Source organism: Halosaccharopolyspora lacisalsi, assembly GCF_014137975.1.
GTDB lineage: Bacteria > Actinomycetota > Actinomycetes > Mycobacteriales > Pseudonocardiaceae > Halosaccharopolyspora > Halosaccharopolyspora lacisalsi.
The window spans coordinates 398,380-422,067 of the sequence record NZ_JACGWZ010000001.1 but is presented as its reverse complement, the minus strand read 5'-3'; the positions used below and the strand labels follow the sequence as shown (position 1 = coordinate 422,067).

General features: G+C 68.2%; 23 protein-coding genes and 1 pseudogene. 11 read left to right on the top strand and 13 right to left on the bottom strand.

The window, feature by feature from the left end:
- Nucleotides 1–34: 34 nt before the first annotated feature.
- From FHX42_RS02050 to ctaD, 5 genes are all read right to left on the bottom strand, one after another.
- Nucleotides 35–1,117 carry a polyprenyl synthetase family protein gene (locus FHX42_RS02050; protein WP_182542464.1) on the bottom strand — a complete coding sequence of 361 codons (1,083 nt, stop codon included), beginning with the start codon at nucleotides 1,115–1,117 and terminating at the stop codon, nucleotides 35–37.
- Nucleotides 1,118–1,233: 116 nt separating this feature from the next.
- Nucleotides 1,234–2,208 (bottom strand): tetratricopeptide repeat protein, encoded by a 975-nt coding sequence (locus FHX42_RS02045; protein ID WP_235986876.1) that lies wholly within the window; start codon nucleotides 2,206–2,208, stop codon nucleotides 1,234–1,236.
- 313 nt (nucleotides 2,209–2,521) lie between these two features.
- Nucleotides 2,522–3,307: a peptidyl-tRNA hydrolase gene (locus FHX42_RS02040; RefSeq protein ID WP_182542462.1), complete on the bottom strand. Its 786-nt coding sequence runs from the start codon at nucleotides 3,305–3,307 to the stop codon at nucleotides 2,522–2,524.
- Between the two features lie 60 nt (nucleotides 3,308–3,367).
- Nucleotides 3,368–4,603, bottom strand: coding sequence for a phosphoserine phosphatase SerB (gene serB / locus FHX42_RS02035; RefSeq protein WP_182542461.1), 1,236 nt, complete (start codon nucleotides 4,601–4,603; stop codon nucleotides 3,368–3,370).
- Between the two features lie 171 nt (nucleotides 4,604–4,774).
- Entirely contained in the window at nucleotides 4,775–6,556 is a 1,782-nt protein-coding gene (ctaD, locus tag FHX42_RS02030; protein ID WP_182542460.1) for an aa3-type cytochrome oxidase subunit I, read from the bottom strand.
- Nucleotides 6,557–6,914: 358 nt separating this feature from the next.
- Here ctaD and FHX42_RS26175 point away from each other — a divergent pair, with 358 nt between their 5' ends.
- From FHX42_RS26175 to FHX42_RS02015, 3 genes are all read left to right on the top strand, one after another.
- The gene (locus FHX42_RS26175) at nucleotides 6,915–7,532 is read left to right on the top strand and encodes a DUF305 domain-containing protein (protein ID WP_182542459.1); all 618 of its coding nucleotides are present in this window, start codon (nucleotides 6,915–6,917) and stop codon (nucleotides 7,530–7,532) included.
- A 96-nt stretch (nucleotides 7,533–7,628) separates the two neighbouring features.
- On the top strand, nucleotides 7,629–8,522 hold the full coding sequence (locus FHX42_RS02020) for an SDR family oxidoreductase (RefSeq protein ID WP_235986875.1): 894 nt from the start codon (nucleotides 7,629–7,631) through the stop codon (nucleotides 8,520–8,522).
- A gap of 377 nt (nucleotides 8,523–8,899) precedes the next feature.
- Nucleotides 8,900–9,718, top strand: a complete 819-nt coding sequence (locus FHX42_RS02015; protein WP_182542458.1) for a bifunctional allantoicase/(S)-ureidoglycine aminohydrolase — start codon at nucleotides 8,900–8,902, stop codon at nucleotides 9,716–9,718.
- A 183-nt stretch (nucleotides 9,719–9,901) separates the two neighbouring features.
- On the opposite strand, the gene FHX42_RS02010 is transcribed toward FHX42_RS02015, so the two are convergent.
- Genes FHX42_RS02010 through FHX42_RS01995 form a run of 4 tightly spaced genes read right to left on the bottom strand, consistent with a single transcriptional unit; the run spans nucleotide 9,902 to nucleotide 13,749 of the window.
- Nucleotides 9,902–10,660, bottom strand: coding sequence for a succinate dehydrogenase/fumarate reductase iron-sulfur subunit (locus FHX42_RS02010; RefSeq protein WP_182542457.1), 759 nt, complete (start codon nucleotides 10,658–10,660; stop codon nucleotides 9,902–9,904).
- A gap of 28 nt (nucleotides 10,661–10,688) precedes the next feature.
- Nucleotides 10,689–12,587, bottom strand: a complete 1,899-nt coding sequence (locus FHX42_RS02005) for a fumarate reductase/succinate dehydrogenase flavoprotein subunit (RefSeq protein WP_182542456.1) — start codon at nucleotides 12,585–12,587, stop codon at nucleotides 10,689–10,691.
- Nucleotides 12,588–12,627: 40 nt separating this feature from the next.
- Nucleotides 12,628–13,422, bottom strand: a complete 795-nt coding sequence (locus tag FHX42_RS02000) for a hypothetical protein (protein ID WP_182542455.1) — start codon at nucleotides 13,420–13,422, stop codon at nucleotides 12,628–12,630.
- 27 nt (nucleotides 13,423–13,449) lie between these two features.
- Entirely contained in the window at nucleotides 13,450–13,749 is a 300-nt protein-coding gene (locus tag FHX42_RS01995) for a hypothetical protein (protein ID WP_182542454.1), read from the bottom strand.
- A 420-nt stretch (nucleotides 13,750–14,169) separates the two neighbouring features.
- Here FHX42_RS01995 and FHX42_RS01990 point away from each other — a divergent pair, with 420 nt between their 5' ends.
- The 3 genes from FHX42_RS01990 to FHX42_RS01980 all read left to right on the top strand — a co-directional run bounded on the left by FHX42_RS01990 (nucleotide 14,170) and on the right by FHX42_RS01980 (nucleotide 16,614).
- Nucleotides 14,170–15,195 carry an aldo/keto reductase gene (locus tag FHX42_RS01990; RefSeq protein WP_182542453.1) on the top strand — a complete coding sequence of 342 codons (1,026 nt, stop codon included), beginning with the start codon at nucleotides 14,170–14,172 and terminating at the stop codon, nucleotides 15,193–15,195.
- A gap of 36 nt (nucleotides 15,196–15,231) precedes the next feature.
- Entirely contained in the window at nucleotides 15,232–16,224 is a 993-nt protein-coding gene (locus FHX42_RS01985; protein ID WP_182542452.1) for an aldo/keto reductase, read from the top strand.
- A 78-nt stretch (nucleotides 16,225–16,302) separates the two neighbouring features.
- Nucleotides 16,303–16,614 (top strand): DUF3040 domain-containing protein, encoded by a 312-nt coding sequence (locus tag FHX42_RS01980; RefSeq protein WP_182542451.1) that lies wholly within the window; start codon nucleotides 16,303–16,305, stop codon nucleotides 16,612–16,614.
- 59 nt (nucleotides 16,615–16,673) lie between these two features.
- Here the strand turns inward: FHX42_RS01980 and FHX42_RS01975 are convergent, their stop codons facing one another.
- Both FHX42_RS01975 and FHX42_RS01970 read right to left on the bottom strand, forming a co-directional pair.
- On the bottom strand, nucleotides 16,674–16,955 hold the full coding sequence (locus FHX42_RS01975; RefSeq protein WP_220479437.1) for a DUF6480 family protein: 282 nt from the start codon (nucleotides 16,953–16,955) through the stop codon (nucleotides 16,674–16,676).
- A 123-nt stretch (nucleotides 16,956–17,078) separates the two neighbouring features.
- Nucleotides 17,079–17,495 (bottom strand): CBS domain-containing protein, encoded by a 417-nt coding sequence (locus tag FHX42_RS01970; protein WP_182542450.1) that lies wholly within the window; start codon nucleotides 17,493–17,495, stop codon nucleotides 17,079–17,081.
- 345 nt (nucleotides 17,496–17,840) lie between these two features.
- On the opposite strand from FHX42_RS01970, the gene FHX42_RS01965 reads away from it, so the two are divergent.
- Nucleotides 17,841–18,800: a bile acid:sodium symporter family protein gene (locus tag FHX42_RS01965; RefSeq protein WP_182542449.1), complete on the top strand. Its 960-nt coding sequence runs from the start codon at nucleotides 17,841–17,843 to the stop codon at nucleotides 18,798–18,800.
- Nucleotides 18,801–19,051: 251 nt separating this feature from the next.
- Here FHX42_RS01965 and FHX42_RS26170 read toward each other — a convergent pair whose 3' ends face one another.
- Entirely contained in the window at nucleotides 19,052–19,249 is a 198-nt protein-coding gene (locus tag FHX42_RS26170) for a hypothetical protein (protein WP_235987133.1), read from the bottom strand.
- Between FHX42_RS26170 and FHX42_RS26165 the strand changes: the two are divergent.
- The 4 genes and pseudogenes from FHX42_RS26165 to FHX42_RS01950 all read left to right on the top strand — a co-directional run.
- Nucleotides 19,185–19,391, top strand: a pseudogene (locus FHX42_RS26165) (lipase family protein); the annotation flags it as partial. The gene FHX42_RS26170 and the pseudogene FHX42_RS26165 overlap by 65 nt on opposite strands.
- Nucleotides 19,392–19,515: 124 nt before the next feature.
- Nucleotides 19,516–19,695: a hypothetical protein gene (locus FHX42_RS26160; protein WP_235987132.1), complete on the top strand. Its 180-nt coding sequence runs from the start codon at nucleotides 19,516–19,518 to the stop codon at nucleotides 19,693–19,695.
- A gap of 126 nt (nucleotides 19,696–19,821) precedes the next feature.
- Nucleotides 19,822–21,075 (top strand): formamidase, encoded by a 1,254-nt coding sequence (fmdA, locus tag FHX42_RS01955; RefSeq protein ID WP_182542448.1) that lies wholly within the window; start codon nucleotides 19,822–19,824, stop codon nucleotides 21,073–21,075.
- Between the two features lie 127 nt (nucleotides 21,076–21,202).
- Nucleotides 21,203–22,630, top strand: a complete 1,428-nt coding sequence (locus tag FHX42_RS01950) for an APC family permease (RefSeq protein WP_182542447.1) — start codon at nucleotides 21,203–21,205, stop codon at nucleotides 22,628–22,630.
- A 5-nt stretch (nucleotides 22,631–22,635) separates the two neighbouring features.
- On the opposite strand, the gene FHX42_RS01945 is transcribed toward FHX42_RS01950, so the two are convergent.
- The gene (locus FHX42_RS01945) at nucleotides 22,636–23,619 is read right to left on the bottom strand and encodes a LacI family DNA-binding transcriptional regulator (RefSeq protein WP_220479758.1); all 984 of its coding nucleotides are present in this window, start codon (nucleotides 23,617–23,619) and stop codon (nucleotides 22,636–22,638) included.
- Nucleotides 23,620–23,688 lie beyond the last annotated feature (69 nt).

The following is a 23,688-nucleotide window of genomic DNA, read 5'->3' as shown; positions in this document are numbered from 1 at the left end:
TGCGGCGGACACGAGAACCCCCGCCGGTGAGGTGTTACTGCCGACGGTGTGTGACCGAGTGGATCAGCTCGTCCAGCACGTGCCGTGTGCGGGCATCCGCGGGAAGCGTGCTCAACTCCGTGGCCGCGACCGCGGCCCTCTCCTCGATCACGCCTTCGATTTCCGCCAGGGCTCCGGTGTCGACGAGCAGGGTCCGCAGGGTCTGGACGTCTTCGGCGTCGAGGTGTGGCTTGTCGAACACACGCTCCATTCGGACGGCCTGAGCGGCCGTGGCCCTGCGTCGAGCGGTGGCCATGAGCACGGTCGCCTTGCGCGTCGTGAGATCGTCCTCGACGGGCTTTCCCGTCGAGGCCGGGTCGCCGAAGGCCCCCAGCACGTCGTCGCGGAGTTGAAAGGCCTCGCCCAACGGCTCCGCGTACGCGGTGTAGGAGTCCAGCAGTCCCGGGGAGGCTCCCGCGAGCGCGCCTCCGAGATGCAGGGGGCGCTCGATCGTGTACTTCGCCGTCTTGTAGTGGATCACGCGCCGGGAACGCTCCACGGAACCGGGAAAACCCGTTTGTTCCACCAGATCGAGGTACTGGCCGAACACGAGTTCCAGGAACTCCTGGGAGACCACGGAACGAACGGCCCGGACCCGTTCCGGAGGAGCCGTCGTCTCGGCCAGCAGCTCGTGAAACCACCCCAGGCACAGGTTTCCCAGTAGCAGTGCCACGGACTTGCCGAAGTGCTCCGAGGAACCTCCCGCACCCGACGAGCTGTGCAACGAGGCGTGTCGTCGGTGCAGCGAGTCCTCCCCGCGACGCGTGTCACTGTCGTCCATCAGATCGTCGTGGATGAGCGCGAACGCGTGCAACAACTCCACGGCGGCGGCCACGGTGATGATCCCCTCGTCATCCGGATCACCCCCCGCCCCACGCCAGCCCCAGTAGCAGAAAGCAGCGCGCAGGCGCTTGCCGCGCCCGACGAAACGGTGAAGATCGTCCATGGCCACGGACCAGGAGAAGCGATCTCCCCGCTCGGGCAGCAACGCCGCCGAACAAGTTCGCTGCCTGTCGACGAAATCCCTCATCCGGACGTCGACACGCTCACGGACCTCCTCCATGCCGGGAAGAACCATGTCGGAAGAATACTGTGTCAGTACCATGCAGTTTCCCCTTCGAAAAACACGATTACAGCGGCGACGTCACCGAAAGGAAAAATGTTCCGTTCCGCACGGTCACCGACTTTTCCGAATCATTCGCCCGTGAGCTCGAAAAGGGCTTTTTCGACCATGGAGCGCGTGTGGTGCAATTGATGACTGTCGAGGGACTCGTACAGTGCGAGGAGATCGTGGCGCGTCGCGCTACGGTCCCGGCCGAGCCGGTGCTGGCTTTTCAGCGTGCCCAGGCGCGCCAGGGCGCTCCCGCGCGGTTCGTGGATGCCCTGAAACTCCACGAACGCCTCCCCGTAGACCTGCTCGGCCTCGGCGAACCGCTCCGCCCGGTACAGCACGTTCCCCCGCATCTTCCGGCAGTAGGCGAAGGCACTGATCAGGTCCATCTCACGGCAGGTCCGTTCGGCCCACCGCAGCAGCTCCAAGGCCGGCTCGCACTCACCTTCGAGGGAGGACACATCGGCCAGGCCGCGTAGTGCCCAGGCATACCCCCGGAAGTCACTCCCCCGCCGCGCGATGTCACGGGCCTCGGCGAAACCACTCCGGGCCGTCTCCAGGTCCCCGAGAGTGCGATCGATCTGTGCGATTCCCTCGAGTGCCCAGACGATGTGCCGCGTCTCGTCCCGTTGGCGGGCTTCGGTCAGAATCCGCTGGTGCAGCGTCCTCGACTCCTCGTGCTCACCCCGTATCCGGCGGGTCTCCGCTATCCCGGCCAGGGCGTATCCACACGCGTGCTCGTCCTCCCCCTCGCGCGCCAACCGGTAAGCACGCTGCAGCCACCGCAGCGCCATGTCCAGCTGGCCGCTCTGACGAGCCAACGTTCCCCCGCTCCACAGCGCCCAGGCCATGGCTCCGGAATCCGGCAGCGATCTCGCGGTACGGTAACTCGCCTTCCACGCGGCCTCCGCCTGATCGAGCCGGCCCAGGCGCCGGCACGCCTCGGCCACCGCCAAGCGGGCATGGGCCACTTCCAGCCAATCCCGCGCCTCCTCCGCTCGACGCTCGCGGCCGTACGCCTCCTCCAACACCTGCGAGTAAGCCGTATTGACCGACATTTCCCCGAGCGAACCCCGGTATTCCGGAGCGAACGCCGTACACGACACGCACATCACCCGAACTGCTCTCTCGACCGACCGATCCGGTCCGCGGAATCACGGGACTTCTCTCCCGCCGAGTTCAAAAGTATCCGGAAAATCCGCCGGCGCACCTCGGCCGAACCGCCGATATTCGCTCAGTCGAGCGGTTGGAGGAACAGTCGTGTCTCGTACTTTCGGCCGAGGTGATTCTCGGGGCGCCCCCGAGCGGCGTCCGGCGTCATCGAGCGCGCGACCGCCACCGGCCCCTCGTGAAGCAACTCCTCGGCCGGCCTCACCGCGGCCACTGTGCCAGCACGGTGACGGTGCCGGGATCCACCTCGGTGAACCCGGCGTCCCGGACCGTCGCGATCCGGTGCTCACTCCAGGCCGTCTCGGGGTCGCCCCGCGGGCACCAACGCTGCCAGCTGTCGGACCCCGGAGCGCGCACGGCACAGCGCAGCCCCGACTCGCTCCACCGCTCGAGCTCGGCGCCCAGGCCGTCGGCGTGCAACAGCGCGGCCAGGATCATGCTCGCGTGACCGACCTGAGCGGCGGCCTTGCCCGCGCTCATCTCCACCCCGGGGTTGAGCCACAGTGTCGGCACGCCTTCCGGCACGGCGTCCGGCTCGTCGTGTTCCAGCTCGCTGCCGGAGATCTGCAGCCGGGTGAGCTGCCGGGGCATGTCGGCCACCCGCATCGGCAGCAACGCCCGAACCTCCGCATCGCCGCTGTTCACGGTGATTCCCGGCAACGACTGCACGGCGTTCCAGTGCGAGCCCCGGGCACGCCTGGTCACCTTGCGAATGCGTCCCGAGGTCCAGGCGTGCACGGCCTCGTGCCACTCCCCGCCGGGCGCGCAACGCTCGTCCAGGCACACCGCCAACGCCGCCGTGGCCGCAGCCTCCAGCAGCGCCGTGCGCCGTGGCGGCTCCGCACGTTCGATGCGCAGCACCATCGGCATCAGCACGACGGTGTCGGGGTCCTCGTCCGAGGTGTCGGCGGTGGATTCCTCCGACAACCTCAGCCAGGACGCGTAGCGGGCGGCCAACGGTTCGAGCACGGAAGCGGCATCGGTCACCCGACCATCATGCCCGCCCGCCACGGGTGACCGAAGCGTGTGCTCGGCCACGTCGACGCCTCAGGCCTCCAGCGGCACCCGGCGCAGGGTTCCGTCCTCCGCGTCGGCGGCCTCCACCTCGGCCCGGGTCACACCGAGGACGAACAGCACGGCGTCGAGGAAGGGCAGCGACAGCGCCGTGTCGGCGACCTCGCGCAGCGCGGGTTTGGCGTTGAACGCCACACCCAACCCCGCGGCCGAGAGCATGTCCATGTCGTTGGCCCCGTCACCCACGGCCACGCACTGCCCGATCGGCACGTTGAAGGACTCGGCGAAGCGGTGCATCGCGCGCGCCTTGCCCGGACGGTCGACGATCTCGCCCAGCACCCTGCCGGTGAGCTTGCCGTCGACGACCTCCAGATCGTTGGCCGCGCTGAAGTCCAGGCCGAGGTCGTCGACGAGCGCGTCGATGATCTGCGTGAACCCGCCGGAGACCACTCCGGTGTGGTATCCCAGGCGCCGCAGCGTGCGCACGGTCGTGCGGGCACCGGGAGTCAGCTCCAGTTCGGCGGCGACCTCGTCCAGCACGCTGGCGGGCAGCCCCTCCAGGACCGCCACCCGACGCCGCAGCGACTCGGCGAAGTCCAGCTCACCGAGCATGGCCTGCTCGGTGACCTCGCGCACCTGATCCTCGCAGCCGGCCTTGGCCGCGAGCATCTCGATGACCTCGCCCTGGATCAGGGTCGAGTCGACGTCGAAGACCACCAGCCGCTTGGCCCGGCGAATCAGGCCGGTGCGCTCCACGGCCACGTCGACACCGCTGCGGGCGGAGAGCTGGGCCATCTGGGCGGTCAGCGCGGTGTCCGCTTCCTCACCCCGGCCCGGGGCGCTGACCTGCAACTCCAGCCCGGTAACCGGGTAGTCGGCAACGCGCTGGATGGAGTCGATGTTCACGTCGATCGCGGCCAGATCGCGCGCGACCTCGGAGAAGCTGCGGGCGGTCACCGGTTGCCCCAGCACCACCACGACGTGGGTGGAGCCCAGTTTGTCGGCCTCTCCGTCGTCGGCACCGATCTCGATCTCCACCGACATGCCGACGGTGGCCATGGCCTGCTCGATCGACTCCTGCAGCTGCTCCGGATCGTTGCTGGTCGAAACCAGCACACCGAGGACTAGACGTCCGTGGATCACCACCTGCTCGACGTCGAGCACGTGTACCCCGTGCCTGGTCAGGGCCGCGAAGAGTACCGAGGTGACCCCCGGCTTGTCCCGACCGGTCACGGTGATCAACACAGTGGTGGTGTTCGACGTGGTCACGGCGGAAGGCACTCCTTTGGGGTTGTGAACCGTTCTTCTCGCGTCGACGACGTGCCCGCCCGGGGCGGACAACAATCGAGCCCCGGCACACCGGAGGCCGGTGTCTGCCGGGGCTCAACGTCGAGCTGGTCCACTGTTACACACCCGTGCGGTGCCGGACTAGAACGAAAATCACTTATCCTCGGATTCGTTTCCGGTGTCCTGGTCCAGTACCGCCACCGCGTGCGAGCCGGCACCGGACTCGTGACCGGACTTGTGGCCCAGGGGCTTGCCGGAGAGCCCGACGTGTCCCTCCAGGCGCATGCGCTCGGCCACGTGCGGGTAGTGCAGCTCGAACGCGGGGCGCTCGGAACGGATCCGGGGCAGCTCGGTGAAGCCGTGTCGCGGCGGCGGGCAGGAGGTCGCCCACTCCAGCGAGTTGCCGTAGCCCCACGGGTCGTCGACGCTGACGACCTCACCGTAGCGGTAGCTCTTGAACACGTTCCACAGGAACGGCAGCATCGACGCGCCCAGGACGAACGCGCCGATGGTCGAGATCGTGTTCAGCGTGGTGAACCCGTCGGAGGGCAGGTAGTCGGCGTAGCGCCGGGGCATCCCCTCGTTGCCCAGCCAGTGCTGGACCAGGAACGTGCCGTGGAAGCCGATGAAGGTCAGCCAGAAGTGCAGCTTGCCCAGCCGCTCGTCCATCATCCGGCCGGTGAACTTGGGGAACCAGAAGTAGATCCCGGCGAAGGTCGCGAACACGATCGTGCCGTAGAGCACGTAGTGGAAGTGGGCGACCACGAAGTAGGTGTCGGAGACGTGGAAGTCGATCGGCGGGGCGGCCAGCAGCACCCCGGTGAGGCCACCGAACAGGAACGTCACCAGGAAGCCGACGCTGAAGATCATCGGGGTCTCGAAGGTGAGCTGACCGCGCCACATGGTCCCGATCCAGTTGAAGAACTTCATCCCGGTGGGCACGGCGATCAGGAAGGTCGTGAACGCGAAGAACGGCAGCAGCACGGCACCGGTGGCGTACATGTGGTGCGCCCACACCACCACCGACAGCGCGGCGATCCCCAGCGTGGCGTAGATCAGACCGTGGTAGCCGAACAGCGGCTTGCGGGAGAACACCGGGAAGATCTCGGTGACGATGCCGAAGAACGGCAGCGCGACGATGTAGACCTCGGGGTGGCCGAAGAACCAGAACAGGTGCTGCCACAGGATCACCCCGCCGTTGGCCGGGTCGAACACGTGCGCACCGAGGTGCCGGTCGGCCATCAGGCCCAGCAGCGCGGCGGTCAGGATCGGGAACGCCATCAGGATCAGCACGCTGGTGACCAGGATGTTCCAGGTGAAGATCGGCATCCGCCACATCGTCATGCCGGGGGCGCGCAGGCAGACCACCGTGGTGACCATGTTGACACCACCGAGGATGGTGCCCAGCCCGGACACGAGCAGACCCGCGATCCACAGGTCGGCGCCGATACCCGGCGAGTAGATGGTGTTCGACAACGGCGTGTAGGCGAACCAGCCGAAGTCGGCCGCACCGCCCGGCGCCAGGAAGCCGCTGACCACCGTGAGCCCGCCGAACAGGAACAGCCAGTACGAGAAGGCGTTCAGCCGGGGGAAGGCCACGTCCGGCGCGCCGATCTGCAACGGCAGGATGTAGTTGGCGAAGCCGAACACGACCGGTGTCGCGTACAGCAGCAGCATGATCGTGCCGTGCATGGTGAACAGCTGGTTGTACTGCTCCTGGGACAGGAACTGCATCCCCGGAACGGCCAGCTCACCACGGATGAGCATGGCCATCAGGCCACCGATCAGGAAAAAGCCCATCGAGGTGACCAGGTAGAGAAGCCCGATCTGCTTGGGGTCGGTGGTACGCAGCATGCGCACCAGTGCGGACCCCTTGGACGTCTTTCGCACCGGGTGTGGGCGCGAGGCGATCGGCTGTGGCGCGACGGCCGTCACGGTGCCTCCTGCACTGCCTGAAGCTTACGAACCCCATGGAGTCCGCCCGACCCGGTTGGGTCGGCTCATCGTTACCGACAGCCCGCGGCCCAAGGTCACGATCGCTGCCATCTGCGGATACTAGCCCGAACACTTTTCGGCAACGCGAGCGGGCCGTAGCCACCCTAGTCATCGACGGGGAGGCGGTCACCGCCGATGAGATCCACACGACAGGAGCGGCCGCGGCGAGTGGGCGACGAGCGCGCGGTGGAAGGCCCGTTAACCTGATGGGCACAGGGCTTCACGCCCCGACACGCGATCGGTACCTCACCCCGGCAGGACCGCTCCTTTTCGACGACCATCGCTGGAGGCGACAACAGTGCGCACGAGCCTGATCACCGGCATTCTGACGGCTGCCGGCCTCGCACTCACGGGATGCAGCTACTCCGACGTTCCCAGCTCCCAGCCCCCGGTGCCGGGCACTCCGCCCCCGCCGAGCGCGATCGCGCCCGCCACCAACACGGGCGAGGCCAAGAAGGACACCGTCGACATTCGGTTCGCCGAGCAGGTGATCGCCCACCACGAGGTCGGGAAGCAGCTGGTGGAGGTCGCCGAGACCAACACCGACAACGAGGACGTCCTGGGGCTGGTCGAACGGATCCGCCAGCACCCGCCGACGATCGAGCACGTCAAGCAGTGGCTGGCCACCAAGAACATATCCCCGGAGGCGGCTCCGGAGGAGGTCGGAACCGGCGAGGGGCTGTACATGCCGAGCGTGGGCAACACCGAGATGTCCCAGCTGCGGGAGGCTCAGCAGGGTCAGTTCATCCCGTTGTGGATCAAGTCCATGCTCACCCACGAACACCAGATGATGCAGATCGCCCACACCGAGCTCGCGGGGGGCAGCGACCCGCAGATGCGGGAGGCGGCCCGGCAGATCCAGACCCAGCGGGAGAAGGAGATCGACACGCTGAAGTCGCTGCAACGCAAGTACTGAGTTCGTCGCGGAGATCGGCGCCCTTCGCACCCTTTCGCCGGCGATCGCTCCAGCCTACTATGAGTAAACTACTGCCGAGTAGGAACGGGGAGCCCCATGTCGATGTCCGTGTCCGGCAAAGTCGTCCTGATCACCGGCGCCGCCAGGGGGATCGGTGCGCAGACCGCCAGGGTGCTGGCCGGTCGCGGCGCCCGAGTCTCCCTGGTGGGGCTGGAACCCGACGAGCTCGAGGCGATGGCCGCCGAGCTGGGACCGAAGCACCGTTGGTTCGAGGCCGACGTGACCGACCCGGCCTCGATCGAGGCCGCCGTGTCCGACACCGTCACCACGATGGGCGGAATCGACGTCGTGATCGCCAATGCCGGGGTGGCTCCCTTCGGCACGGTGCGCGGTCACGATCCGCGCGCCTTCACCAAGACCGTCGACGTGAACCTCAACGGCGTGTTCCACACGGCACGAGCGGCCCTTCCGCACCTCATCGACCGGCGCGGATACCTGCTGGCGGTCTCCTCGCTGTCGGCTTTCGCGCCGATCGGCGGGATGGCGGCCTACACCGCGAGCAAGGCCGGCTGCGAGGCGCTGGCCAGCGCCCTGCACTCGGAGGTAGCCCACCACGGCGTGGCCGTGGGCAGCGCACACCCTTCCTGGATCGACACCGATCTGGTCCGCGACGTCTCCTCCGACCTGCCCACCTTCAGCGAGATGCGACGTCGCCTGCCCTGGCCGATGCGCTCGACCACGACCGTCGAGCGGTGTGGCCGAGCTCTCGCCGACGGGGTGCGGCGCCGTGCCCGCCGCGTCTACGTCCCTCGCTCGATCATGTTGATGCACTGGTTGCGCAACGTGCCCGCCGCGCGGTTCACGGGGTTGCTGATGCGTCCCCTGACCCGCCGGCTCATGCCGAAGATGGAACGTGAGGTGGCCGATCTCGGACGTTCCTTCACCGCCCGCAACCAACAGCTGAACATCGAGCGCACCGGCACCGACTGACTGCGACGCCCGGACGGTGGAACCCGGCGGCCGGGGCCGTGCCCGGCCGCCGGGGCGCTCGGCGCCGAGGAGAGGAGCTTCGGCGGCGAGCGAGTCGGCGGACACTCGTACGGTGGGCGTTCACGGACGGTCGTTCGAACCCGCTTCGAGTTGGCATCGAATGTAGTGGCGGCGCCGTTCGCCGCGGCGGGAGTGGCGAGAAAACGCCACCACGGCCACTTGCCTGATTCATCACGAAGTCGCGCGGGCCCAACGGCTTCCGAAGAGCAGCGCGGGTTGTCTAGGCTGCGAAGGTCCGTTCCTCATGCGTGGCGCCGTCAGGACGGCGCCGACCCCGGCAGCGCGTGAACCCGCCACGACCAGGACAGGAGTCCCACTTGAGCGAGCCGACGTACTACGCACCGGAGGCCGGTCTGCCTTCGCAGTCCACGCTGCTGACGGACCGCGCCGTCATGACCGAGGCCTACACGGTCATTCCTCGTGGCGTACTACGCGACATCGTCACCAGCAACCTGCCGGGTTGGAACCGTACTCGGGCCTGGATCCTGGCCAAGCCCCTCAGCGGCTTCGCCACCACGTTCGCCCAGTACATCGTCGAGGTCTCCGAGGGCGGTGGAAGCACAGAGCCCGAGCCCGAGAGCGGCGTCGAATCGGTGCTCTTCCTGCTCACCGGCGACCTGCACGTCACCATCGACGGCACGGACCACTTCCTCGCACCCGGCGGCTATGCCTACCTCCCCGCCGGGTCGGACTGGTCGGTGGCCAACGAGTCCGCGGAACGGGCGTGCTTCCAGTGGGTGCGCAAGCCCTACGAGCCCCTCGAGGGCCACGCCCCCGAGGCGTTCACCGTCCAGGAACAGGACGTCGAGCCCACGCCGATGCCCGACACGAACGGCGCCTGGGCGACCACGCGGTTCGTCGACCCGGACGATCTCGCCCACGACATGCACGTCAACATCGTGACCTTCGAGCCGGGCGCCGTCATTCCGTTCGCCGAGACCCACGTGATGGAGCACGGGATCTACGTGCTCGAGGGCAAGGCGGTGTACCGGCTCAACAACGACTGGGTCGAGGTGGAGGCCGGTGACTTCCTGTGGCTGCGCGCCTTCTGCCCGCAGGCCTGCTACGCGGGCGGCCCGGGCAGGTTCCGCTACCTGCTCTACAAGGACGTGAACCGCCAGATCAAGCTCACCTGACCCCGCTCACGACCGGTGGAGGTGCGCGACGGCACCCGGGCGAGGGTTCCGTCGGTTTCGCGCGAAACCGCATTTTGACGGATTCGCGCGAAACCGCACTCTCCACGCACCCGGGCATCCACGGGCGCCTCGGCCCCCGGCGAGAACGTCGCCGGGGCGTCGTCGGAGGACACCACCGGGGACTCAGTCCTTCTTGCGGCGGAAGAAGCGGGTGATGGGGTCGTAGCGCTGGTCGGCGACGCGCTCCTTGAGCGGTATCAGCGAGTTGTCGGTGATCTGGATGTGCTCGGGGCACACGTCGGTACAGCACTTGGTGATGTTGCACATGCCGAGGCCGTGCTCGCCGCGTGCCTCCTCGGCCCGGTTGCCTCCGGCCTCCTCGTAGCTGTCCAGCGGGTGCATCTCCAGCTCCGCGACGCGCATCAGGAAGCGAGGTCCGGAGAAGGACTCCTTGTTCTCCTCGTGGTCGCGGATCACGTGGCAGGTGTCCTGGCACAGGAAGCACTCGATGCACTTGCGGAACTCCTGCGAGCGCTGCACGTCCACCTGCTGCATCCGGTACTCCCCCGGCTCCAGCCCCTCCGGCGGCGTGAACGACGGCACCTCGCGGGCCTTGACGTAGTTGTAGGACACGTCGCAGACGAGATCCTTGATCACCGGGAACGTCCGCATGGGCGTGACCGTGATCGTCTCGCCCTCGGCGAAGACCGACATGCGCGTCATGCAGGTCAGCCGTGGACGCCCGTTGACCTCGGCCGAGCACGATCCGCACTTGCCCGCCTTGCAGTTCCACCGCACGGCGAGGTCCGGACACTGGGTGGCCTGCAAGCGGTGCAGCAGGTCCAACACCACCTCGCCCTCGTTGGCCTCGACGGTGTAGTCCCGCAGCTCGCCGGAATCGGCGTCACCGCGCCACACCTGGAGATGCGCCTGGTATGCCATCGTCGCGCTCGTCCTTCCTCGTGCCTTTTCAGAGTTCAGCGGTGACTTCGCCCAGCTCGTCCGCGGTGAAGTACTTGCGCAGCTCGGTGATGTCGAAGAGCTCGAGCAGGTCCCGACGCATCGGCGGATGCGTCCGTTCGGTGACGGTGACCGCGCCGTCGCGGTGCTCGCAGACGAGCTGTCGTCGCCGCCAGGTCGCGTCCATGCCGGGATGGTCGTCGCGCGTGTGTCCGCCCCTGCTCTCGGTGCGCCGCAGTGCCGCCCTGGCCACGCACTCGCTGACCAGCAGCATGTTGGCCACGTCCAGCGTCAGGTGCCAGGCGGGGTTGAACTGGCGGTTGCCCTCGAACACGGCCATGTGACCCGCGCGGTCCTTGAGCTCGGCCAGCTCGTCCAACGCCGAGCTCATCTCCTCGCCCCGACGGATGATGCCGACCAGCTCGTTCATCACCTGCTGCAACTCGCCGTGCAGCGCGTACGGGTGCTGCGCCGCCGCGGAGCCGCTCTCCTCGAACGGCCGCAACGCGCGCTGTTCGGCGGCTTCCACATCGGCCTGCGAGACCTCCGGCCGGGCTCCCAGCCCGGCCACGTACTCCGCGGCGCCGGCTCCGGCGCGCTTGCCGAAGACCAGCAGGTCACCCAGTGAGTTACCGCCGAGCCGGTTGGAACCGTGCATCCCGCCGGCCGCCTCCCCGGCCGCGAACAGTCCCGCCACCCCGGACGCGGCGGTGTCGGGATCGACCTCCACACCTCCCATCACGTAGTGGCAGGTGGGGCCGACCTCCATCGACTCGGCCGTGATGTCCACATCGGCCAGTTCCTTGAACTGGTGGTGCATCGACGGCAGGCGACGCGCGATCTCCTCGGCCGGGAGCCTGCTGGCCACGTCCAGGTAGACACCGCCGTGCGGGGAGCCGCGCCCCTCCTTGACCTCGCTGTTGATCGCGCGGGCCACCTCGTCGCGCGGCAGCAGTTCGGGGGGTCGTCGGTTGTTGTCCGGGTCGGAGTACCAGCCGTCGGCCTCCTGCTCGCTGTCGGCGTAGGAGCCCTTGAACACCTCGGGCACGTAGTCGAACATGAACCGGCGCCCCTCGGCGTCGCGCAACACTCCGCCGTCGCCACGTACCGACTCGGTGACCAGGATGCCCTTGACGCTGGGCGGGTAGACCATCCCGGTCGGGTGGAACTGCACGAACTCCATGTCGATCAGGTTCGCTCCCGCGCGCAGCGCGAGCGCGTGCCCGTCCCCCGTGTACTCCCAGGAGTTCGAGGTGACCTTGAACGACTTGCCGATCCCACCGGTGGCCAGCACCACGGTGGGCGCTTCCAGTCGCAGGAACCGCCCGTTCTCGCGCCAGTAGGCGAACGCACCCGCGATGCGCCCCTCGTCGAGCAGCAGCTCGGTGACGGTGCATTCGGGGTACACCCGCAGCCGGGCTTCGTAGTCACCGTGCTCGGCGTGGTCCTCCTGCTGCAGGGAGACGATCTTCTGCTGCAGGGTGCGGATCAGTTCCAGCCCGGTGCGGTCGCCCACGTGCGCCAACCGCGGATACTCGTGGCCGCCGAAGTTGCGCTGGCTGATCTTTCCTTCCGGAGTGCGATCGAACAGGGCACCGTAGGTCTCCAGTTCCCAGACCCGCTGCGGGGCCTCCTTGGCGTGCAGTTCGGCCATGCGCCAGTTGTTCAGGAACTTCCCGCCGCGCATGGTGTCGCGGTAGTGCACCTGCCAGTTGTCGCGGGAGTTGACGTTGCCCATCGAGGCGGCGATGCCGCCCTCGGCCATGACGGTGTGGGCCTTGCCGAACAGCGACTTGCACACAACGGCGGTGCGCAGGCCCCGACTCCGCGCCTCGATCGCGGCGCGCAACCCCGCGCCACCGGCCCCGATCACGATCACGTCGTAGTCGTGGCGTTCGATGTCTGCCATCTGTGGTACCGACTCCTCGTTTTCAGTTGATCAGGCGTTTTCAGTTGATCAGGCGAAGGTCCGGGAACACTCCCCCCGCCACCAGCATCACGTACAGGTCCACCACCGCCACCGAGATCAGCGAGGCCCACGCCAGCATCATGTGCCTGCCGTTGAGCTTGGTCACCTGGGTCCACATCCAGTAGCGCACCGGATGCCTGGAGAAGTGGTTGATCCGACCACCGACCAGGTGGCGGCACGAGTGGCACGACAGGGTGTAGGCCCACAGCAGCACGGCGTTGATCAGCATCAGCACGGTGCCCAGCCCGACGCCGACCCCGCCGCCGACGCCGTGGAAGGCGATCACGGTGTCGTAGGTGAGCACGGCGGCGACCAGGAGCGCGGGGTAGAAGAAGTAGCGGTGCGCGTTCTGCAGGATCAGCGGGAACCGCGACTCGCCGGTGTAGCGGCTGTGCGGCTCGGTCACCGCGCAGGCCGGTGGGGACGCCCAGAACGAGCGGTAGTAGGCCTTGCGGTAGTAGTAGCAGGTCAACCGGAACCCGAGGACGAACGGCAGCACGATGATCGGCGGTGGGAACCACCCCGGCAACGGGACGTCGAACAGGTGGCTCGCTCCCGGCACGCACGAGGTGCTCAGGCACGGTGAGTAGAACGGAGCCAGGTAGTGGTACTCCGGTGCCCAGTACCACTGGTTCATGAAGGTGCGGACGAGTCCGTAGATCACGAACAGCGACAGTCCGACGAACGTCACCAGCGGTGGTAACCACCACCGGTCGGTTCGCAGGGTGCGTGCGGACGTGCGGGCGCGGCCTGCCCGGGTGGTGGGAGCTGACATCGACAACCTCGCCGTCGTTCCTGTTCGTCAGTGCTCGTGCTTCCAGCCACCCATGCCCTCCTCGTCGACATCGCGCCACAGCGATGAGTCGTACGGGGTGTCCGGCACCTCGACCATCTCCCGCTGTTTCGTACCGCCGTGCCGCTGCATCGGCGCGGGATTCACCGTGGACAGATCGGCGACGTCGATCTCCAGTCGCTCCAGATCGTTGTCGATCCGGCGCACCTCGGCCACGTCGCCGTAGCGAGCGCGCAGAGCACCGACACCGGCGCGCAGCTGAGCCAGCGCCCGGAGAACGTCGGAAAGCTCGGTGGTCGTAGCGGGCATGGGAGAACACCTCTCAGGTGGGTGACTGCCTTACTCGCAAACTCTGCCCCGAACAAGCTCTCGTGACAAGCGACACACTGGGGAAGCGATCACTTCGCGCGCCTCCGGCCGCGACGGGCCCACGAGATCGGCGTCCCGGAGGCGCCGGGGCGATCGGGGCGCGGAAACCGAATGAACGACTTTCACTATTACTGCGCGCATTCGCCATCGGTCCGGGCACACGCGCACGCCGACGCTTTCACGGGGAATCACCCGAATGCCACCGCCCTTTCGGGCCGACGCGACACGCACGCGCCGTTGTCGGATTGCCCACCGTCAAAAACCTTCGATAAGATCACCGGTGTTCACCTCACCCGCCGGAACGACGGAAACCGGAGTGGTGACCGGCGGTGAACGTCCCGAGGAAAGCGAGCCTTCGAGATGGAATACGTGCCACTCGGCCGCACCGGAGTCCGGGTCAGTCCGCTGACGCTGGGGGCGATGAACTTCGGGGCCTGGGGCAACACCGACCACGACGACTCGGTTCGCATCATCCACCGCGCCCTGGACGCCGGGATCAACGTCATCGACACCGCCGACGTGTACTCCCACGGCGAGTCCGAGGAGATCGTGGGCAAGGCCCTGGCCGACGGACGCCGTGACGACGTGGTGCTGGCCACCAAGGCTCACGCCCAGATGGGGCAGGATCCCAACACCCGCGGCAACTCGCGACGCTGGCTGGTTCGCGAGGTCGACAACAGCCTGCGCCGGCTGGGCACCGACCACATCGACCTCTACCAGATCCACCGGCCGGATCCGGACACCCACATCGACGAGACGTTGGCCGCGCTCAGCGACCTGGTCCGCGCCGGCAAGATCCGTTACGCGGGCTGCTCGACGTTTCCCGCGCACGAGATCGTCGAGGCGCACTGGACCGCCGAGCAGCGCGGTCGCGAGCGGTTCGTCACCGAGCAGCCACCGTATTCGATCCTGACCCGTGGCATCGAGACCGACGTGCTGCCCACGGCCGAGAAGTACGGCATGGCGGTGCTGCCCTGGAGCCCGCTCGGCGGTGGCTGGCTGTCCGGCAAGTACCGCAGGGGAACGGCCACGGACAGCCTGCGCTCCCAGTGGGCGATGTCCCGGTTCGACCCGAACTCGCCGGACAACGCCGCCAAGATCGACGCCGTCGAGTCCCTGATCGGCGTCGCCGAGGACGCGGGGGTGAGCCTCGTCGAGCTGGCGCTGGCCTTCACGCTGGCCCACCCGGCGGTCACCTCCCCGATCATCGGGCCGCGCACCATGGAACAACTCGAATCCCAGCTCGGCGCCGCCGACGTCCGGTTGGACGAGGAGACCCTGGACCGCGTCGACGAGATCGTCCCGCCGGGCACCAACCTCAACCCCGCCGACGCGGGATGGACCCCCGCACCGCTGGCCGACAAGAAGCTACGCCGCCGCCGGTGAGCCCGAAGCCACAGCGACTTACCTGGAGCCACTGACATGCAGCAACGGAGTTTGGGAAGCCAGGGCCTGACCGTGCCCGCGCAGGGGCTGGGGTGCATGGGCATGAGTTTCGCCTACACCGGCGGTGACGACCAGGAGTCGGCCGCCACGATCCTGCGCGCGCTCGACCTCGGTGCCACGTTCCTCGACACGGCCGACATGTACGGCCCGTGGACGAACGAGCGGCTGATCGGGCGAACCCTGGGCAAGCGTCGTGACGAGGTCGTGCTCGCCACGAAGTTCGGCAACGAGGTCGACGCCAACGGCAACCTCGTCGGCCGGGTCAACGGACGGCCGGAGTACGTGCGGCAGGCCGTCGACGGCTCGTTGCGACGGCTCGGCGTGGACCACGTGGACCTCTACTACCAGCACCGCGTGGACCCGGACGTGCCCGTCGCCGAGACGTGGGGAGCCATGTCCGAGCTGGTCGAAGCGGGCAAGGTGAGTTATCTCGGCATCTCCGAGGCCGCTCCGGAGTCGATCCGGCGGGCGCACGAGACCCACCCGGTCACGGCGGTGCAGACGGAGTACTCGCTGTTCAGCCGTGAACCGGAGGACAACGGCGTGCTGGACACCTGCCGCGAACTGGGCATCGGTTTCGTCGCCTACTCACCGCTGGGGCGCGGGTTCCTGTCCGGCACGATCCGGGGGCTGGACGACCTGCCCACCGACGACTGGCGCCGGGGATCGCCCCGGTTCCAGGGTGCGAACTTCGACCGCAACCTGGCGGTGGTGGACCAGGTGCACCAGCTCGCCGACCGCAAGGGCATCACCCCCACGCAGCTCGCGCTGGCCTGGGTGCTCGCCCAGGGCGAGGACATCGTCACCATCCCGGGCACGAAGCGGCGCGAGTACCTGGAGGAGAACCTCGGGGCCGCCACCATCTCGCTGAGCCAGTCCGATCTCGACGCGATCGAGGCGGTCGCACCACGCGGCGTGGCCGCGGGCCAGCGCTACAACGAGCAGGGCATGACGACCATCCATCGCTGAACTCGGTGCCCGGGAGGGGCTTAACGAGCCGCCGAAACGGGAAACCGAGAGGTCGAACGGGCAACGGTAGGAGCACTCGTGCCGGGGGTCGGCATGTTGAGCAAGCGGGAGCGGCAACGGTTGGCTGCCATCGAGCACCAACTGACCGAGGACGACCCGGACCTGGCCATGAGGCTGCGGTGTTTCGACCGTAGAACTCCTCGGCAGCGGGCGCGCACGCTACACGGCCTGCTGCTGGCGACGATGGTCTTTCTCGTGGTGCTGGCCCTGGTCAGCCTCGCGGGCGGCTCCGTCCCCGGCGCGGTGGCCCTGGGGGTTTTCGCGCTCCTGCCCGGAATCACGCTGCTGTGGCTCAGGAGGAAGCACGGCGGCCGTTCGCCCAGCGGGTGATCCACCGGAGGAACGGCGCGGCGAGGATGTGCGATTCGCTCCGAAACCGCACATCCTCGTCAGATCTGGAACAACCCGAAGAGATATCCGCCGAAGAACGCCGCGACGGCCAGCACGACGATCAGCAGAGCGAACAGCGTGATCAGGTGCGTCCAGCGGACCGGCCCCTTCTCCTGCCGGGACAGGCCCGAGGTCGTCGCCGATTCCGGTGGCGTCTCTCCGGGTGGTACGTCCCCGCCCGGCCCCAGTCCGGGAACCACGTCGGGATCGGGCCCGGGTGTTTCGCGATCCGGATCGGGACCGGATGATCCGTGATCCGGGTCGGGGCGGTTCTCTGACATGTCGACACCTCCCCGCGGTCGGTGGCCGGTGGAACCACCGGCCACTCCACGAGTCCTCCTCCCGGTGTTCCCGCACCGGTGATGCTCCAACCGTGGAACCCCCGCGGAGAGTCCCCGGAGGACTCACTCGCTGCTGAGGACCTCGACCAGGTCACCGACCTGCGACTCCGGCAGCGCACGAGCGACGTCGGCCAACGAGATCATGCCGACGAGCCGCTGCTGGTCGATGACGGGCAGCCGACGGACCTTGTAGCGGGTCATGGTGGCCAGCACGTCCTCGACCGCGTCGTCGGCGCCGACGGTGGCGGCCTCCTCCTGGTTGAGGTCCCCGGCCGGGAACGTGCCCGCGTCACGGCCGGGGCCGAGCACCTTGACGACCAGGTCGCGGTCGGTCAGCACGCCCTTGATCTTGTCGTCCTTGCCGCAGATCGGCAGCGCGCCCACCCCGCGGTCGGTCATCAGGCGAGCGGCGTCGGCGGCCGTCTGGTCGGTACGCACGCAGTCCGCACCGGCGGTCATGATCTCCCTGGCTGTGGTCACGATTACCCTCCTCCTGGTGAGTGCGGTGCTCCTCGGCGATCCCGCGCCGAGGAGGTCACCGGCTGTTCGTGTGAGGCATACCCGGGTTGATCGTCGCGAAAACCCGCCGGAATCATGACGGTGCGCGTTGAATCGAACACGACGACGCTTTCACCGCCGCGACAGGCCTCGGCGAGAACGCCGGGATGTCGGCACCACGTCGTTGCCTCTTGGTGTCCATGGTTCGGGACGCCTTTACACGGTGAGACGAATTCGGGTAGACATCCTCGTCGGAGCCAGTGTGTCACCGACCCTCCCGCGGAATCCTCTCCCGCGGTGACCTCTGTCATGAAAGGACACGGGCTGATGAGCGCGCTGCGCGGAATCGCCGAATTCATCGGTCGGTGGTTCACGCTGCTGGTGCTGGCCGGCGCCGCCGTGGGCCTGCTGCTGCCGGGGATCACGGCGAGCGCGGCCCCGGCGATTCCGCTGCTGCTCGGGGTCATCATGTTCGGCATGGGGCTGACGCTGCGGCCCGGTGACTTCTCCGTGGTGCTGCGTCATCCCCGGGCGGTGCTGGTGGGACTGCTCGCCCAGTACGTCGTCATGCCGCTGCTGGGCTGGGGCATCGGCGCGGCCCTGGGGCTCTCGGCGACCCTGCTGGTGGGCATGGTGCTCGTGGGCTCCTCCCCCGGCGGCACGGCCTCCAACGTCGTGGTCTACCTCGCCCGCGGCGACGTCGCGCTGTCGGTGGCGATGACGTCGTTCTCCACCCTGCTCGCACCGCTGCTCACGCCCCTGCTGGTGCTCGGGCTGGCCGGTTCGGCGCTGCCCGTCGACGCGGTCGGGGTCTTCCTGTCCATCGTCAAGATCGTGCTCGTTCCCGTCGTGGCCGGTATCGGCACGCGCTGGCTCGCTCCCCGTGCGGTGGAGCGCGCGCTTCCGCTCCTGCCGCTGGTGTCGGTGCTGGGGATCGTGGTCACGGTCGCGGCCGTGGTGGGATCCAACGCCCGGACGGTGCTTTCCGCCGGGTTGCTCGTACTGCTGGCCGTCGTCCTGCACAACGCCTGCGGCATGGCGCTGGGCTACTTCGCCGCGAAGGCGGTCGGACTCACCGAAGCGGCGCGTCGCGCTGTCAGCGTGGAGGTGGGGATGCAGAACTCCGGGCTGGCCGCCAGCCTGGCCACGGTCCACTTCACGCCACTGGCCGCCCTGCCCGCCGCGGTCTTCTCGGTCTGGCACAACCTCTCGGGGGCGACCGTGGCCTCCTTCTGGTCCCGACGTCCCGCCTCGCGTTCCGACGATTCCGAGGTGGCGTCCTCGTAACTGGTGATTCGGGCGAGAACTCGTTTCCGCGGAGGAGATACTCACGACGAGCATCGGAATCGTCGTGAAAAGTCACTCTCACGCCGTTCTGATTCCCACGGACACGGCCCCCACGACTTCTAACTTGGTCACGGCAATTCCGTCGAAGCACGACGAAAGGTGCACGCCGATGACCATCGCCCCATCGACCACCACGCCACCGAGTACGGGACGCACCAGGCCTACTGGCTGTGCGGAACCGCCGAACTGGCCTACGAGGACGAGTCCACGATCCGCGCCAGGACCGGCGAGTGGGGTTTCGACCGGTTCCGGTTCTTCCACACCAGCCACGAGGAGTCGTTCCCGCTGGACGACACGCAGGCCCACGTCGCGGCCAGCGACAACATGGTCATCATGGCGTTCCGCGGCACCGAACCGACCAACATCAAGGACTGGCTCTCGGACGTCAACGCACCCACCGCCCCCGGTCCTGCGCAGCACGGCATGGTCCACCTCGGGTTCAGCCAGGCGCTGGACTCGGCGTACCCGGACGTTCGGGACGCGATCAAGGAGTATCGCACCAACGAGCAGACCCTGTGGATCACCGGGCACAGCCTCGGCGGGGCCCTGGCCATGCTGGCCGGGGCCCGGCTGTACTTCGAGGAGCCGCAGCTGCTTCCGCTTCGCCAACAACGACGTCGTCCCGACGGTGCCGCCGGAGCCGCTCTGCAGTCACGTGCAGAGCGTGCGCTACCTCGACGCGGGCGGGAACGTGCACGAGGACGCGACGTACCTGAGCACCCTGGGAGACAGGATCGGAGGACTCACCGCCGACCCGCTCGCTCCCGCCGGCGACGGGCTCCGGGACCACTTCACGAGCAACTACCTGAAGGCCATGGAAAAGAACCTCGCCTGAGGTCGCCCTCTCCCCGGCCCGCGCCGCCGGGCCGGGGAGATCCGGTCGCGCGCCGACGGCAACGCTGCTATCACGGGAGCACGGGTGGTGCGCGAGACCCACCCCGACCGGTGGCGAGGAGGCCCCATGCCCGAGACGGTGTTCCACGTCGACCAGACGAAGTCGATGCACGACCAGGACGTTCCCGGGCACAACCGCTGGCATCCCGAGATCCCCGCGGTCACCGAGGTGCGTCCCGGCGACGAGTTCCGGATCGAGTGCAAGGACTGGACCGACGGCCAGGTGGGCGACAACGACTCGGCCGACGACGTCCGCGACATGGTGCTGGACCACAACCACATGCTCAGCGGTCCCGTCGCCGTCGCGGGTGCCGAACCCGGTGACCTGCTCGTCGTCGACTACCTCGACATCGGCCCGGCGCACACGGTCGAGCGCGGTCGCGGTGGCCAGCCCGGCCAGGGCTGGGGCTACACGGGGATCTTCGCCAGGGACAACGGCGGCGGCTTCCTCACCGACCACTTCCCCGAAGCGGGCAAGGCGGTCTGGGACTTCCACGGTCGCTACGCGACCTCGCGCCACCTGCCCGGAGTGCGCATCGCCTCCAACATCCACCCCGGCCTGGCGGGATGCGCTCCCTCGGAGGAGCTGCTGACCAAGTGGAACAGGCGCGAACGGGCCCTCGTCGACACCGACCCCGACCGGGTTCCGCCGCTGGCACTGCCACCGTTGGAATCCGCCGCCCTGCCGGGCACGCTCACCGGCGCGGCCCGCGACCGCGTGGCCCGCGAGGGGGCGCGCACGGTCCCTCCTCGTGAGCACGGCGGCAACGTCGACATCAAGAATCTCGGTGTCGGTTCCCGGGTGTACTACCCGGTCTACGTCCCCGGGGCGAACTTCTCGATCGGGGACCTGCACTTCGCCCAGGGCGACGGCGAGATCAGCTTCTGCGGAGCCGTGGAGATGGGCGGCCACGTCGACATCGGCGTGGGATTGATCAAGGACGGGATGCGCCGCTACGGCACGAGCATGCCGCTGTTCGAGCCGGGCAGGCAGCAGCCGCACTACACCGAGTTCCTCTCGTTCATGGGAGTGTCGGTGGACGAGTCCGGCGAGCAGCACTACATGGACGCCACCATCGCCTACCGGCGCGCCTGCCTCAACGCCATCGACCACCTCAAGCAGTTCGGCTACACCGGGCAGCAGGCGTATCTCATCCTGTGCGCGGCGCCGATCGAGGGACGGGTCAGCGGGATCGTGGACATCCCCAACGCCTGTTGCACGCTGTACCTGCCGACGGAGATCTTCGACGTCGACATCAGGCCCGGCGACTCCGGACCCGTGCGCACCGACCGCGGGCAGTGCGCCGTTCCCTCCTCCTGACCGACCGGACCCGGCCACTCCGGCACCGCTTCCCACCACTTCCACGGCTCTTGCGAATCGCCTCGCACGCGACCGAAGATGATCGCCACCGCCCGCCGGCGGTGACTGCGTTCACGTGGGAGCGAGCATGAGCAGTACCGAGGAGGCGTTCGTCCGAGTGCTCGGACGCCGGGACGTCATCGCGCTCGGATTCGGCTCGATGATCGGATTCGGCTGGGTCGTGCTGGCCGGCGACTACCTCGCGCAGGCGGGCACGCTCGGCTCGGCCCTGGCCTTCGCCGTGGGAGGTATGGTCGTCGGCCTGGTGGGGCTGACCTACGCCGAGCTCGTGGCCGCCATGCCCAAGGCCGGCGGGGAGCACCACTACGCGCTGCGTGCGCTGGGAACCCGCTGGGCTTTCGTCGCCTCGTGGGCGGTCCTGCTCGGTTACGTCTCGGTGGTCGCCTTCGAAGCCGTGGCACTGCCGGAAACCGTGTCCTACCTGCTCCCCGGGACGTCGACGGCAGCGCTGTCGACGAGCCCCCTGTGGACCATGGCGGGGTCCGCAGTTTACCCGAGCTGGGTACTCGTCGGTGTCGGTGGCGCCGTCGCGATCACCGCGGTGAACTACGTGGGCATCCGTCCCGCCACCGTGATACAGGCGCTGGCCGTGCTCTTCCTGCTCGGCATCGGCGCGTTGCTGGTGGTGGGCTCCGTTCTCGGCGGTTCGTGGAGCCACGCCGAACCGCTGTTCACCGGGGGCGCCACGGGTGTGCTCGGAGTCGTCGTGGCCACACCGTTCCTGTTCGTCGGATTCGACGTCATCCCCCAGTCCGCCGAGGAGATCAAGCTGCCCTACCGCCAGATCGGTCGGGTGCTGGTCCTCTCGGTGCTCCTGGCAGCAGCCTGGTACGTCCTCGTCCAACTCACCGTGGGCACCGCGCTGAGCGGAGGAGCACTGCAAGCCTCCGAACTGGACACCGCCGCGGCCATGACGGCCGTCTACCACAGCGAGCTGATGGGGCAGGTGCTCGTCCTCGGCGGCATCGCCGGAATCCTGACCAGCTGGAACGGGCTGCTGATCGGGGCGAGCCGACTGCTCTACGCCATGGGCACCTCGGGCATGCTGCCGAGCTGGTTCGCCAGGCTGCATCCGCGTCACCGGACCCCGAGCAACGCGGTGCTGTTCGTCGGGGCGATCAGCGTGCTCGCACCGCTGTTCGGCGACAGGATGCTGACGTGGTTGTCCAACGCCGGCGCGACGAACATCGCCGTGGGATACCTGCTGGTCGCCGTGTCCTTCCTCGTCCTGCGGCGACGGGAACCCGAGCTGGCGCGCCCGTACCGCGTACGCGCTGCCCGCACCGTCGGAGTGCTGGCCGCGGTGCTCAGTTCCGCACTGATCGTGGTGTGCCTGCCCGGTATGCCGGCCGCCCTGGCCTGGCCGCACGAGTGGTTGATCATGATCGTGTTCTGGACCGTCGGGGTGGTGTTCCTGACTCGCGTGCCTCGTGTACCCGCGGGCCCGGAAGCCGAGAACCAGCTGGCGGAAGCCCTGGACGCACGTCGCACCTGAAAACCTCAGGTGCGGCAGCCGCAGGATTCCCGGTGCATGAGGGTGGTGGGCAACCGGACGGTGCGCGGCTGCTGCTCGGGGTCGGCCAGCCGACTCAACAACAACCGCACCGCCCGCACGCCGAGTTCGCGGCTCGGCTGCGCGACGGCCGTCAGGCGTGGGGAGAACAGGTCCGCCCAGGCGAAGTCGTCGTAGGAGACCAGCGCGATGTCCTCGGGGATCGAACGTCCCGTGTCCCGCAGCGCACGCATCGCACCGATGGTCATGAAGTTGTTACCGGTCACCAGCGCCGTGATCGTCTCGTCGGACAGCAGCCGCGACACCGCGCCGTAGGCTCCGTCCGGTTCCGAGTAACCGGTCGCGATCAGGTCCTCGTCGACCAGCCGGTTCCGCCACAAACCCTGCCGGTAGCCCGCGACGCGCTCCGCCGTCGTGCTCAGGCCCGGCAACCCGGAGACCATCCCGATCCTGCGGTGACCGTGCTCGGCGAGGTGGTCGACCAGCCGCGCCACCGGTTCGGCGCTCTCGGCGGTCACCTGGTCGTATCCCTCGCCGACCAACCGGTCCACGAAAACGGCGGGAACCCGGTGCCGGTCGAGGTAGCGCACCAACTCGGTCGGACGCGCGGAGGGGGCGACGATCACACCGTCCACCCTGCGCTGGTGCAGCGTGCGCACCACGTCCAGCTCGTGGTCCGGGTCGTCGTGCGGATCACCGAACAACAGGGTGTAGCCACTGGCGACGGCCTCTGCCTCGATGCCCTGCAGGAGGTCGGTGAGATACGGGTTGTTCACCGTCGAAATGGCCACGGCGATGGTCCGGGTGCTCGCGGTGACCAGCGAGCGCGCCAGCGTGTTGTGCGTGTAGCCGAGCTCGTCGACCGCCTCGAGGACGGCCTGACGAGTCGCCGAACGAACCGGCCGGGTGTCGTTGAGAACATGCGAGACCGTCGCGACGGACACGCCCGCCACCCGGGCGACCGTAGCCATGGTCGTCACGATGCCTCCCGAACCTCCCGAAAACCCGTTCCGGCAATCCTACCGCGCGAAAAGTTGTTA